We start from the raw sequence: 12,873 nt of genomic DNA, 5'->3' as shown, positions 1-12,873 counted from the left end.
TTACGAACACTGGTTCCAAGGAGCACGATCATGCCCAGTCAACAAGGCGGCCTGAGCGACGAGTTCATCGCGACACAGCGTGAGCGTCTTCTCGCGCTGAAGCGCGAACTGCTCGGCAGCGAGGAAGGCGGCATCGCCGGAGAGCGTCGATTGCAGGAAGAGCGCGGTTCCGAGGCGCACGAGTATGAGGACGATGCCCAACGCATGGAGCAGGACATCGCGAATCAGGCGTTGCGCAACGTGAACGATCGGCGCATCGGCGACATCGAACGCGCGCTGCGGAAGATCGCGGAAGGCACGTATGGACTCTCCGACGAAAGCGGCGAGCCCATCCCGAAGGCGCGTCTCGAAGCGATGCCCGAAGCGGTTCTCACGGTGGAGGAACAAGGCAGGCGCGAAGCGGGCCGATGATGCCCGTATGCGCGTGCCGTTGCACTCGAAGCGCCAAGCACGTTTGCCGTCGACCTGCTAACCTCGGGCGAATCGATCGATCTCGCGACAAGGAGCGTGAAGCATGAGTGCATCGCCGGAATACGTGCCGCCAAGCGTGTGGACCTGGAGCAAGGAAAGCGGCGGACGCTTTGCCAACATCAATCGGCCGGTCTCCGGGCCGACGCATGACAAGGCATTGCCGGTCGGCCGTCATCCGCTGCAGCTCTATTCATTGGCCACGCCCAACGGCGTCAAAGTCACCGTCATGCTCGAAGAATTGCTCGCGCTCGGGCATCGCGGCGCGGAGTACGACGCATGGCTCATTCGCATCGGCGACGGCGAGCAGTTCGGCAGCGGCTTCGTCGAAGTCAATCCGAATTCGAAGATCCCGGCGCTGATGGACCACAGCGGCGCAACGCCCGTGCGCGTCTTCGAATCGGGCGCGATCCTGCTCTATCTCGCGGAGAAGTTCGGCGCATTCTTGCCCACGGAGCCGGCCAAACGCACCGAATGCCTTTCGTGGCTCTTCTGGCAGATGGGTAGCGCGCCCTATCTCGGCGGCGGCTTCGGGCACTTCTATGCTTATGCGCCGAGCAAGATGGAATACCCGATCGACCGCTTCGCAATGGAAGTGAAGCGTCAGCTCGACGTGCTCGACAAGCGCCTCGCCGACAGCGCGTATATCGCCGGCGACGCGTACACCATCGCGGACATCGCCATCTTTCCGTGGTACGGCGGCCTCGTGAACGGCTGGCTGTACGATGCGGCCGAGTTTCTCTCCGTGCACGAATACCGGCACATGCGCCGCTGGGCCGATATGATCGGCGCGCGTCCCGCCGTGCAGCGCGGCCGCATGGTGAACCGCACCTTCGGCGAGCCGTCGACCCAGTTGCACGAGCGACACGACGCGTCGGACTTCGACACGCGCACACAGGACAAGCTATCCGCAGACACGTGACGCGATAGCGCGACGTTCAAAAAAACCCACGGACGTGAGCCACTTTTCGTCAACGCCTGCATCATTGCGGTGCAAAAAACACGATTGACGCCTCCCCTGTCATGCTGTCACGATTCGTAGGCCGTACGATCCTCCATCGCTTCACGCACGCGCTTTCGTGCGACGAATGACGGACGATTCTCGAAGCTCAGGACTATACCGTCCTTACAACGTGAAAGCCGACACACGGAGAACGTCCATGTTGAACGCTCGGGTTGGCGCCAGGTCCGCGGATAACGCTCGGACCATTGCGGCCTTGCTGATGCTGGTCGCAGCGGGGTTTCTCGCGATCCGCATGGTGATCATCTATCACTACACGCTTTCGTACGGCGCCGACCATCCACGCGCATTCAGCGATTTCAATTTCTATTACTACGCGTTCAGCACGGTGCTGAACTCGCCGCACGATCCATCGCTTCTGTACAACAACGAGCAACTGGTTTCGTATATATCGAATCTCGGCGCGAATACAGTCAACGATATCCTCATCTATTGTTATCCGCCGCAGTTCGCACTCATCTTCTCGCCGTTTGCGCTGTTACCGTCGTTCACCGCGAAGCTGACGTGGGTCGCGATGTCCGTCGTGCTATGCATCATCGGCGCAATTCTTCTCGCGAAGATGGCCTATCGCGGCGAAGACAAGCGCGTGACCGCGTTGCTTATCGCTGTGACGTTGCTGAGCTTTCCGGTGCTGCATGACGCGTATCTCGGGCAATCGAATGAGCTGCTGTTCTTCCTGCTGGCCACGGCGTTCTTTCTGGTCGAGCGCGGCAATCGCTGGGCCGCGGGCGTCTTTCTCGCGCTGGCGGTCGTCTTCAAAGTGACGCCGCTCGCGGTCGTCGGCCTGCTGCTGTTGCGACGCGAATGGCGCACGGTGGTATCGACGGGCATCTGGGCAATCGCGCTCACGCTCTTCACCGCGAGTCAGCTCGGCTTTCGCATCATCTGGGATTACTTCACGGTGGAGATCGCGCGCGCGCAAACGCACATCGTGGGCGCGGGCGGCTTGCCGGGCAACAGCTCGGTGCGCGGCGCATTGCAGACGATATCCGAAAGGCTCGGCATGCCCGCGCCGGAAGCCACGCTTCATGCCACGTCGACGATCTTCGCCGCGATCGTGTGTCTGCTGGCGTGCTATCTCGTCTTGCGCCGCAGCCAGGACAGGCGCATGGACTACGGGCTCGCGTGCATCACGATGCTGCTCGCCGCGCCTATTCTGGAGCCGATTCATATGGTCGTCGCGCTGATTCCGCTGGCGATTCTGCTCGGGACCGCGCTGGAACGATGGGATCTGCGGCAGTCCGCCATCGGACCTCGTGCCGAGATCGTGCTCCTCGCGCTTGCGGTGTTCCTGCTGTTCTTCATGGAACGATCCGCGATGTATACCGTTTCGGCGTTGCTTACGTGGGTGCTCTGCGTCGCGCGGTATTTCCCGCCGGCGTCGGCGCGGCGACGCAACCCGCAAATGGAAAGCGGCCGCCTCGATTCGCTAATGCCCTGAGCATTCCGGCAAGCGCCGCGGGCCTGATACTGCGTCATCATGTGCCGCCATCGCTTCGTTGCGGGCTTCATGCTGAGTGTGATCCTGCAGGCTTCGGCTGCGTCGCCAAGCGACTTTTCGGGGCCGGTCGACATCGGCGGAGGACGATCGCTCTATCTCGAGTGCCGGGGACACGGCAGTCCCACCGTGATTCTCGAAGCGGGCGCGCTCAACCGCGCCGACGTCTGGAGCCGCGACAAGCTGCATCCCTCTGACTCGCGAACCATGGTGTTGCCGGGCGTGGCCGCCTTTACACGCGTCTGCGCATACGACCGGCCGGGCACACTCTTCGGAGTCGATCCAAAACTCGATCCGAATGGTCCGCAGTTTCTGCCAAGCCGCAGCACGCCGGTGCCCCAGCCGCGAACCACGCGCGACAAGGTCGCCGATCTCCACGCGCTGCTGACTGCCGCCAAAATTCCCGGTCCTTATGTGCTCGTCGGACATTCCGCCGGTGGCCTCGTCTCGCGACTCTATGCGAGCACCTATCCCGATGATGTCGTGGGCATGGTGTTGATCGACACGACGCCCGAGAACGTCTGGCTGCGCTTTCACAAAGCGCTGCCGCCCGCGCAATGGAACACGTTCGAAGCACTCACCGTGAAGAATCAGGAGTTGCTCGACGCGTATCCGGAAGCGGAGCAATGGTGGACCGCACCGCTCGAGAACGACGCCTCGACCCGTCAGGTGCGCGAGGCACGAGCGCAAGCCCCGATGCGCCCGATACCGCTCTACGTCCTCGTTCACGGCATTCCGTTTGCCGCGCCGTTTCCCGGATGGCCGAGCGACAAGATGGAAGCGATCTTGAGCGGCTTGCACGACGACCTCGCGCATATGACACCGGACGCGAAACTCGTCATCGCGAAGAAGAGCGGGCACGACATCCATCAGGATCAGCCGGAGCTGGTTATCGCCGCGATACGCCGGGTGGTCGATGCGGTGCGCGACCCTGGAACATGGAAGGCAGCGTCGCGAACTACGCCGTAGAAACGACTGCGTGCAGAACGACAAAACAGAGAAGATACCGGTTTAAATCTTGCACCAGACAAGATATTTTTTCTGCTATCGGGTTTACATCAACATCAGAACAAAGTAATCTTTCCCCGCTGTATCCTGCCCGGCAACGCTTTGCCTCGGCTGGAAAGCATTACGCCCGATAGTCAGCAATTTCGACTTCCCGAAGCGTGAAGCGCTGCACAAGTTACCGATAACCGGCTTCTCATGAATTCGTCGGTCATCGTCGATCGCCCGGCATTGATCTGCCCGGCGGCCCCGCAATTCGATCGCATGTCGGTCATGCGCCCGGATTTGCATCAGCGAGTCTGCACTACCCCTGGTTGTCTCGACGCCCTGCTTCGCGCCGGCCGGCCATTTTCAACATCAGGCAGTCGTTCGGATGACTAATGACTGTTCGCAAGAACACCGGAGACGTTTGTGCGTGGCCGGTGTGCGCGTCGCCGGTGTACGCGTCGCCGGTGTGCTCGTCGCTTTACCCGCTCGCTGAAAAACGTCTCCGTCAGTTGCTCACGCCATAGTGAGAACGCGGCTCCATATTCGTCATCCTAATTAATATGAAGAATCGATCCTTTCCCTCGCTTTCCGGTTCGCTCGTCGCAGCGGTGTTGACGAGCGTGATGCTTGCCGCATGCGGCGGCGGAAGCGACAGCGACGGCGCCGTCGATACCGCTGCGACCGGCAAGAGCGCCGCGCTGCCGAAGTCGACCGCGAAGGCCTCGAGCGGTAATGGCTCGATCTTCTACGGCGTGAACGGCCACAACACCAACGGCGGCGCATACGATTTCACGAGCCCGCAGACGCAGCTTGCGCAACTGCAGGAACTCGGCGCGACGATCTATCGCAACGACGTGTACAGCCAGGCATCGGCGAACATGCTGGCGGGCATCGCGAAGACGATGGAGGACGGCGGCGTGACGATGTATCCGGTGATGCTCCTCACCCTCAACTACAACAGCGAGAACGAGGCCTACGACGCAGGCTTCAAACTCGGCCAGCTGACCGCAAAAAGTTATCCCTACAAGTACTACGAGGTCGGCAACGAACTGGAGGCGAAGGCCCTCAACGGCAATGTCGACGGCACGGTCTGGCATCAGTACAACAACTGGAGCTTCATGCTCGCGCGCGGCGTGATCCGCGGCATGATCGCGGGCGTGAAGTCGGTCGACGGCTCGGCCAGGATCGTGCTGGGCGGCACGTGGTTGCACACTGCGTTCTTCCAGATGCTCGCCGATGGCTCTCAGCCCGACGGCACCTGGGGCCATCCGGCCGTGAGCTGGGACATCACCTCGTGGCACTGGTATTCGAGCCAGGGCGACATCACGCACGCATGCGGCGGCACCGGTTGCCATGACGTGCTGCAGGCATTGCACGACATGGGCAAGCCGATCTGGATCAACGAGTTCGGCGTGCGCCCGGATTACGGCTCGTACAACCAGATCGCCGCATACATAACGGGCAACACGATGATGGCGCAATTCGCGAGCGTCGCGTCGAAGTACAACATCCAGTCGATTCAGGCCTTCCAGCTTTACGATGACGGCGAAGGCGCCTACGGGCTTCTCGAAGGCGACGGCACCTCGAAGAAGGCCGCCTATTGGGCGTACAAGGATTTCGTGCAGAACCACCCGATGTAAGCACCCGCGGTAAGAAACGGAAAGGCGCGCGCGTTCAAGCGTGCGCGCGAACCCGCCGTTATCGCGGTTTGCGAGAACCGGATAACGACGAGGGAAGCGATGCAGATCAACAGTGCGGCCACGCCCGCGTATACGAGCGCCGATGCGCCATTGCCGCGCCGCGCCGCTTCCGCCGATCTCGCGCAGGACGCCTCCGACGACAACGCCGGCACGCAGCCAACCGAAGAGCCATCGCCGGTGAAATCTTTCGCCTATGGCGCGCTCGGTCTCGAACGCCCCGAGGTCCAGGCGACCGATACGGGCGGCTTCTATACCGCCGGCAAATGGGTCGCGGCGGCCGTGACCATCGGCGGCATCGTGTCGTTGTTCGTCTGATGAGGACACTCGCGAATTAATAGCTGGAAATAACTTGCCGGATTGGCGCTTTGCTCCGCATATCGACGCGCGGTGCATTGCAGGACGATGTCGATACGCGGTCTTCATACGACAGACCGCGCTTCTTCCTTCGACATAAAGCCAGGTCATGCAAGCTCAACTTTCCAGCCCTCTCCGTCTCCGCTCCCTGCGCCGCGCGCTCGTCGCTGTAACGCTCATCGCGCCGATGCTTTCCGCGTCGGCGGAGGATCTGCCCGACGTCTGCTCCGCGCTGAAGACGATCGTCTCCACACCTTCTTTCGATGCGCTCGCCAAAGAGCGCGCGATGCTGCCCGCGGGCTCGCCGGGCCAGGGCACATGCAGAGGCAGCGCGCATGCCTATGATTGCCGCTGGCGAGCGCATTGGGGTCCGGACGGCGTCGCCGCCGATCCGCTGCAGGAACTGGGCGCGGACATCGCCGCCTGCTTTCCCGATGTGCGTCACGACGCGAACACGCCCACGCGCCAGCACTTCGCGCTGCGCGATGTGACCGACCGGCGCGTGACGATGACCGCCACGATCCAGGCGCCGAACACGCTGCGCCTGCTCATCGCGCGATAAGCCGGATCGACGGCAAAGTTCATGGTCAGAACGCTCATCGCTCGCGCGCTGCTCACCCTCGGCGCGCTCGCGCTTTCCGGCTGCACGTGGACCCTGATCACTGCCGCCGATGCCGCGGGCTCGCTGGTGCAGGCGGGCTTCACGGTCGCATCGAACTATTCGTCGCCGACTTCGGTCACGGGCTCGCCCGCCGCGTTGCAATCCGTGTGCATCGAGCTGAATCGGAGCGTCGCGACCGGCGACTTCGTGCCCGTGCTGCAAGTCGCCTTGCAGCGGCGCGGCGTCGACTCCATGGTCTATAACCCGGGCACCTCGCCGCCCGGCTGCGAGGCGATGCTCGTCTACGGCGCGACGACGCGCTGGGACAAGCACGCGTTCAGCAGCGAGCCGGTGTCGTATCTCTCGGCGATCGATCTCACGCTCGTGCGGCAAGGACAGATTCTCGTGACCGCGCGCTACGACACGAGCGGCTTGAACATCGATCGCTTCGCGAGCGCGCGGCAAAAGCTCGACGCGCTGGTGGACCGCATGGTGGTCTCGCGCATGCCATGACGCGCTTTCCCTTACCGCATCTTTCCGACGCGATCACGCGCGTGGAAGCGATGCTAATCTGGCCACGCTGTCGTTGTTGACCGATCCCTCTTGCGGCTCGCCATCGTTCTTCTGGCGGGCCGTCTTTTTTATCGCGATCAAAGCGGATGCCGGTAACGCGCGCGCAGTCCGCCGTCGATATTCTCCAGCACGAAGTGGCCCCCGCTGCGGCGCGCCGTTTCCGACACGATCGACAGACCGAGCCCGCTGCCCGATGAGCGCGTGCCCGGGATCCGATAAAAAGGCTCGAGCACGCGCGACAGCTGATCCTCGGGAATGCCCGGCCCGGAATCCTTCACCTCGAGCAGCAAGTCGTCTCCATTGAACGTGACGGACACATCCACTCTGCCGCCCGGCGGCGTGTAGCGCACCGCATTGTCGACGAGATTGCGCAACACGACGGCGAGCGCGGGCGCATCGGTGACCACCGCGACGTCATCGACGTGATAAAGCCCGAGATCGACCTGCTTGTCCTCGGCCATGTTCACTGTCTGGATCACCACATCGCTTGCGAGTTCGCGCAGCGACACGACGGACGACTTCATCGACGAGCCATGCTGGGAACGCGCCAGCGCGAGAAGCTGTTCGACGAGCCGCGCCGTCCGCCGTATCGCCGCATGAAACGTGACCAGTCGCTCGCGCGCGACGACCGCGGAGTCCGCGGCGCCGAGATGTTCCGCCTGCAAGGACAACGCGGCAAGCGGCGAGCGCAGCTCGTGCGCCGCGTCCGCGATGAAGCGGCGCTGCTGGGCCATCGCCTCCTTGAGCCGGCCGATGAGCCGGTTGATCGACGTGACGAAGGGAAGCAGCTCCTTCGGGATGTCTTCCTCGGACAGCGCTTCGAGCGTCGCATCGTCCTGCCGGTCCACGACAAGGGCGAGGCGCCGCACGGGCAACAGCATCCGGCGCACGAGAAAGACGACCAGTGCGACGAGAACGGGCGTCAGGGCGAGCATCGGAAACAGCGTTCTCATCGCGCCGTCCGATGCGATCTCGTCGCGGATCATCGAAAGCTCCGCGACCGCGATCCGCTCGCCGGAATGCAAGGTGCGCACATCGACACGCCAGCTCCGGCCGCGCGATTCCAGGTTGTGCAACCCGTCCGGCAGCGTGGCCGGAACGGCGATCGGGGCCGCCGCCTGCGCGCCGTCCGGAGACGGCTCCAGCCGCGCGATGACGAGCCGCACGTCCGAATCCTGGCTGCCTTGCCACGCGACGTCGCTCGTATCGAGAACCAGCTTTCTCGCGTCGATCAGCGCGCCGATCTCCCGAAGATGGCCGTCCTGAAGCTTGTTGGCCTCGTGATACGCGGCGGCGAAGGACGCACCGCCCGCGGCCACGCTCAGCGCCGCGACGACGGACGCGATCCACCACGTCAGCCGCGAACTCATGGACCGGGGCGAGCGACCCTGTCGAGCATCCATTCGACACCTCATGTTTATGTCTTTGCAAGGCTCTATTTTTTCCGAATGGCGTGAAGCGGTCATGCACGCGCACCGCTTCGCCCAGTGCCCGACATCGTAAAGCATGCGAAAACTTCTCCCGCATCCCGGCGGATGCTAGAGTTACCAAAGTGGTCGGACCAGTGGGGCATACCATGCATGAAGACAACCAGGAAGACGCACTGCAGATCGCAGATGCCGTCGCGGGACGCATCGAGGGGCTCATCGTGGATGGCGTGCTGAAGCCCGGCCAGGCGCTGCCTTCCGAGCGGCGCCTGACCGCGAAACTGGGCGTGTCGCGGTCAGCGGTGCGGGAGGGGCTGAAGGTGCTGCGCACGCGCGGCATCATCGAGACCTCGCACGGACGCGGGTCCTTCGTCGCCGCGCTGACCGCGCAACCCGCCCTCACGCCGATGATGCATCTGCTCGGCTCGCAGCCGCGCACGCTGTACGACATCTTCGAGGTGCGCGAGATGCTCGAAGCCGAATCCGCGCGTCTTGCCGCCTTGCGCGGCACGCAGGCGGATTTCGCGCTGATCACCCGCCGCTACGAGGAAATGCTCGCGGCGAACGAGGGCGACGTGTGCGAATCGGCTCGCGCGCGGCTCGACTACAACTTCCATCTCTCGATCAGCGAGGCATCGCACAATCCCGTGCTCGTGCATACGCTGAGCTCGCTCACGGATCTGCTGCTGAGCTCGGTCTTCGCATCGGTCAACAACCTCTACCATCGCGAGGCGCAGAAACGCGTCATCGACAAGCAGCACGCCCGTCTCTACAAGGCCGTGCTCGGCAAGCAGCCCGAGCAGGCGCGCAAGGCCGCGAGCGCGCATATCACCACGACGACCGCCGTCATGCGCGAAATCGAGGCGGAAGAGCAGCGGCTCGTGCGCGCGACGCTGCGGCTCGAGGGCTGGAAATGAGCCGTGCCGGGGCCGGGCGGGCGCGTGGGCGCACACGCGTGCGGAAAGCCGGGCACCCTCGCCGCCATTGATTCCGGCGTGAACCGGAGCCTGGCACGGCAAAAATAAGTGGTCGGACCAGTGGTTTGACATCTCGACAAGTCTCCTGCCGGCGCGGAACAATGCGCAGCAAGCAAAGCCAGTAGCGGCGTCAAGCCGCACGAATCAGGAGACTCACGATGAACCCGCACACCCCATCGGGCGCGTCCGCGCCCATCCCATCCGTCACGCCCGCGTTCGAGAACGCGACCTACGCGAAAGTGACCTGGCGCCTCTTGCCCTTTCTTTTCATCTGCTATGTCGCGGCCTATCTGGACCGCGTCAATGTCGGCTTCGCGAAGCTGCAGATGCTCAATGACCTGAAGTTCAGCGAGTCGGTCTATGGGCTCGGCGCGGGGATCTTCTTCATCGGCTATTTCCTGTTCGAGGTGCCGAGCAATATCCTGCTGCATCGCGTGGGCGCGCGCGTGTGGATCAGCCGCATCATGGTGACATGGGCGCTCGTGTCGGCGGCTTCGCTCTTCGTGACGACGCCCGCGATGTTCTATACGCTGCGCTTTCTGCTCGGCGTGGCGGAAGCCGGGTTCTTCCCGGGCATCGTGCTGTACCTGACGTACTGGTATCCGTCGATGCGCCGCGGCCGCATGAACGCGCTCTTCATGATCGGCATTCCGGTCGCGGGCGTGGTCGGCGGGCCGCTGTCGGGCTGGATCATGCAGGCGTTCAACGGCGTCCACGGCTTGTCGAACTGGCAATGGCTCTTCCTGCTCGAAGCGGTTCCGTCTCTCGTGCTGGGCGTCGCCACGCTGTTCATGCTGCCCAACGGCATCCGCGCGGCTTCGTGGCTGAACGAGCAGGAAAAGCAGCTTCTCGAAGCCAACATCTCGCGCGATGGATCCGCCGGCGCCGATCATTCGCTGAAGCACGTCATGTCGAACGGACGTGTATGGCGCCTCGCCGCGATCTACTTCTGCTGCATGATGGGCCTCTACGGTGTGAGCTTCTATCTGCCGACGCTCATCAAGACGGCGGGCGTAAAGGATGCGCTGGATGTCGGCCTGTTCACCGCGATTCCCTACGCGGTCGCGATCGTGTCGATGATTCTCGTCGCGCGCTCATCCGACCGCCGCAACGAGCGCCGCTGGCATCTCGCGCTGGCGGCTGTCGCGGCGGCGCTGGGCTTCTATGCGAGCACGCTTCACACCGGCAATCTCACGCTCGCACTCGTCACGTTGTCGGTCGGCACGGCGGGCGTGTTGTCGATGATGCCGGTCTTCTGGACCTATCCGAGCAGCGTGCTGGCCGGCACCGCGGCAGCGGCAGGCATCGCGATGATCAACTCGATCGGCAATCTCGCGGGCTTCGTCAGCCCGTCGATCATCGGCTGGATGAAGGACGTCACGCACAGCACGAACGCGGGTCTCGTCGTTGTCGCCGGAGCGCTCGTCGTCGGCGCGGTGCTGACGCTCACGCAGCGCGCGGCAGCGGCATCGGCAGACGAGTCGTCGTCTTCGGAACCGCACCGGGCCTGAGGCCATCATGTCCACGACCGCCCCTTCCGCCCTTCCCTTCGGGGACTCGCGCCAAAACTTGCTCGCGTCGCTCGGTGAGATCGTCGGCGCGCGCAACGTGCTCACCGGCGATGCAGAAACGCGCCGCTACCGCACCGGCTACCGCTTCGGCGCGGGCCGCGTACTGGCGGTCGTGCGGCCCGGCTCGCTCGTCGAGCAATGGCGGATTCTCGCCGCGTGTGCCGCCACGCGCACGATCGTCATCACGCAGGCGTCGAACACCGGCCTCACCGGCGGCTCGACGCCCGATGGCGACGACTACGATCGCGATGTCGTCATCGTCAGCACGACGCGCATCAGGCGCGTTCATGTGATCAAGGGCGGCGCGCAGGTGGTCTGCATCGGCGGCACGACGCTCGACCAGTTGGAGCGCACGCTGAAACCGCTCGGACGCGAGCCGCATTCGGTGATCGGCTCGTCGTGCATCGGCGCATCGGTGCTGGGCGGTATCAGCAACAACTCGGGCGGCTCGCTCGTGCATCGCGGACCGGCTTATACGGAGATGGCGCTGTTCGCCGCCGTCGATGCCACGGGCGTGCCGCGCCTCGTGAACCATCTCGGCATCGCGCTCGGCGGCACGCCCGAAGAGATTCTGTCGCGCCTCGAAAACGGCACGTTCGACGATACCGACATTCGCGACGGCGCGGCCGCGTCGGATCACGAATACGCGACCCACGTGCGCGATGTCGATGCGTCCACGCCCGCGCGCTTCAACGCCGATCCGCGACGCCTCTTCGAGGCATCCGGTTCCGCGGGCAAGGTGATGACCTTCGCGGTGCGTCTCGACACGTTCGCGGCGGAGAAAGGCGCGAAGGTGTTCTACATCGGCACGAACGATACGAGCGTGCTCACCGATATCCGTCGCCATGCGCTCGCGAATTTCGCGCATCTGCCTATTGCGGGTGAATATCTGCATCGCGATGCATTCGATGTGGCGCGCAAGTATGGAAAGGACCTCTTCGTCATCATCGACAAGTTCGGCACGGACCGGCTGCCGCTCTTCTTCAGTCTCAAGACGCGTTGCGATGCATGGTTCGAGCGCCTCGGCTTCATGCCGAAGCATCTGAGCGACCGCGTGCTGCAATGGGTGAGCGAGCGTCTGCCGGATCATCTGCCCGCGAGAATCAACGCGTATCGCGAGCAGTACGAGCATCATCTGATGCTGAAAGTGCCGGCTGCGGGCATCGACGAAGCGCGCGCGTTTCTTTCGAAGCGTTTCGCGGACGGCGGCGGCGCGTACTTCGAATGCAGCGATGAAGAAGGCCGCAAGGCATTCCTGCATCGCTTCGCGGCGGCCAGCGCGGCAGTGCGCTATCGCGCGGTGCATCACCGTGAAGTGGAGGATATCGTTGCGCTCGATATCGCGTTACGCCGCAACGACCGCGACTGGCTCGAGCGCTTGCCGGAGCGGATCGAACGCCCCATCATTTTGAAGCTGTATTACGGGCACTTTCTGTGTCACGTGTTCCATCAGGATTACATCGTCGTCAAGGGCAACGACTGCATGGCGCTGGAGCACGAAATGCTCGAATTGCTCGATGAACGCGGCGCCGAGTATCCCGCCGAGCATAACGTAGGGCATCTTTACGAGGCGAAACCGCAGCTTGCGGCGTTTTACAAAGACCTCGATCCGTGCAATTGCTTCAATCCGGGGATCGGGAAGATGTCGAAGTTCGCGGCGTATCGGGAAAGCGCGGCCGAAGCTTGAACG

General features: G+C 63.4%; 12 protein-coding genes. 11 read left to right on the top strand and 1 reads right to left on the bottom strand.

The window, feature by feature from the left end; all coding sequences use genetic code 11:
* The first annotated feature begins 30 nt into the window (after positions 1–30).
* The 8 genes from AC1Z32_RS36515 (at position 31) to AC1Z32_RS36480 (ending at position 7,148) form a co-directional block, all read left to right on the top strand.
* Positions 31–411, top strand: coding sequence for a TraR/DksA family transcriptional regulator (locus AC1Z32_RS36515; protein ID WP_483483735.1), 381 nt, complete (start codon positions 31–33; stop codon positions 409–411).
* A gap of 103 nt (positions 412–514) precedes the next feature.
* Entirely contained in the window at positions 515–1,390 is an 876-nt protein-coding gene (gene yghU, locus AC1Z32_RS36510) for a glutathione-dependent disulfide-bond oxidoreductase (protein WP_483483734.1), read from the top strand.
* Between the two features lie 238 nt (positions 1,391–1,628).
* A complete protein-coding gene (locus AC1Z32_RS36505; protein WP_483483733.1) occupies positions 1,629–2,930 on the top strand; it encodes a glycosyltransferase family 87 protein in 1,302 nt (433 codons plus the stop codon).
* Between the two features lie 69 nt (positions 2,931–2,999).
* The gene (locus AC1Z32_RS36500) at positions 3,000–3,956 is read left to right on the top strand and encodes an alpha/beta fold hydrolase (RefSeq protein WP_483483732.1); all 957 of its coding nucleotides are present in this window, start codon (positions 3,000–3,002) and stop codon (positions 3,954–3,956) included.
* Between the two features lie 584 nt (positions 3,957–4,540).
* Entirely contained in the window at positions 4,541–5,620 is a 1,080-nt protein-coding gene (locus AC1Z32_RS36495) for a lipopolysaccharide biosynthesis protein (RefSeq protein ID WP_483483731.1), read from the top strand.
* Positions 5,621–5,719: 99 nt separating this feature from the next.
* Positions 5,720–5,995 carry a hypothetical protein gene (locus AC1Z32_RS36490; RefSeq protein ID WP_483483730.1) on the top strand — a complete coding sequence of 92 codons (276 nt, stop codon included), beginning with the start codon at positions 5,720–5,722 and terminating at the stop codon, positions 5,993–5,995.
* A 148-nt stretch (positions 5,996–6,143) separates the two neighbouring features.
* The gene (locus tag AC1Z32_RS36485; protein ID WP_483483729.1) at positions 6,144–6,596 is read left to right on the top strand and encodes a hypothetical protein; all 453 of its coding nucleotides are present in this window, start codon (positions 6,144–6,146) and stop codon (positions 6,594–6,596) included.
* A 21-nt stretch (positions 6,597–6,617) separates the two neighbouring features.
* Positions 6,618–7,148, top strand: coding sequence for a hypothetical protein (locus AC1Z32_RS36480; RefSeq protein WP_483483728.1), 531 nt, complete (start codon positions 6,618–6,620; stop codon positions 7,146–7,148).
* A 137-nt stretch (positions 7,149–7,285) separates the two neighbouring features.
* Here AC1Z32_RS36480 and AC1Z32_RS36475 read toward each other — a convergent pair whose 3' ends face one another.
* Positions 7,286–8,578, bottom strand: a complete 1,293-nt coding sequence (locus tag AC1Z32_RS36475) for an ATP-binding protein (RefSeq protein WP_483483727.1) — start codon at positions 8,576–8,578, stop codon at positions 7,286–7,288.
* A gap of 206 nt (positions 8,579–8,784) precedes the next feature.
* Here AC1Z32_RS36475 and glcC point away from each other — a divergent pair, with 206 nt between their 5' ends.
* The 3 genes from glcC (at position 8,785) to dld (ending at position 12,870) form a co-directional block, all read left to right on the top strand.
* Positions 8,785–9,552, top strand: coding sequence for a transcriptional regulator GlcC (gene glcC, locus AC1Z32_RS36470; RefSeq protein WP_483483726.1), 768 nt, complete (start codon positions 8,785–8,787; stop codon positions 9,550–9,552).
* Between the two features lie 218 nt (positions 9,553–9,770).
* A complete protein-coding gene (locus AC1Z32_RS36465; RefSeq protein ID WP_483483725.1) occupies positions 9,771–11,123 on the top strand; it encodes an MFS transporter in 1,353 nt (450 codons plus the stop codon).
* A 7-nt stretch (positions 11,124–11,130) separates the two neighbouring features.
* Positions 11,131–12,870: a D-lactate dehydrogenase gene (gene dld / locus AC1Z32_RS36460; RefSeq protein WP_483483724.1), complete on the top strand. Its 1,740-nt coding sequence runs from the start codon at positions 11,131–11,133 to the stop codon at positions 12,868–12,870.
* Positions 12,871–12,873: the final 3 nt, after the last annotated feature.

It is taken from the genome of Caballeronia sp. 11_S32, assembly GCF_056930355.1.
This window is presented reverse-complemented; position numbering and strand designations above follow the sequence as displayed.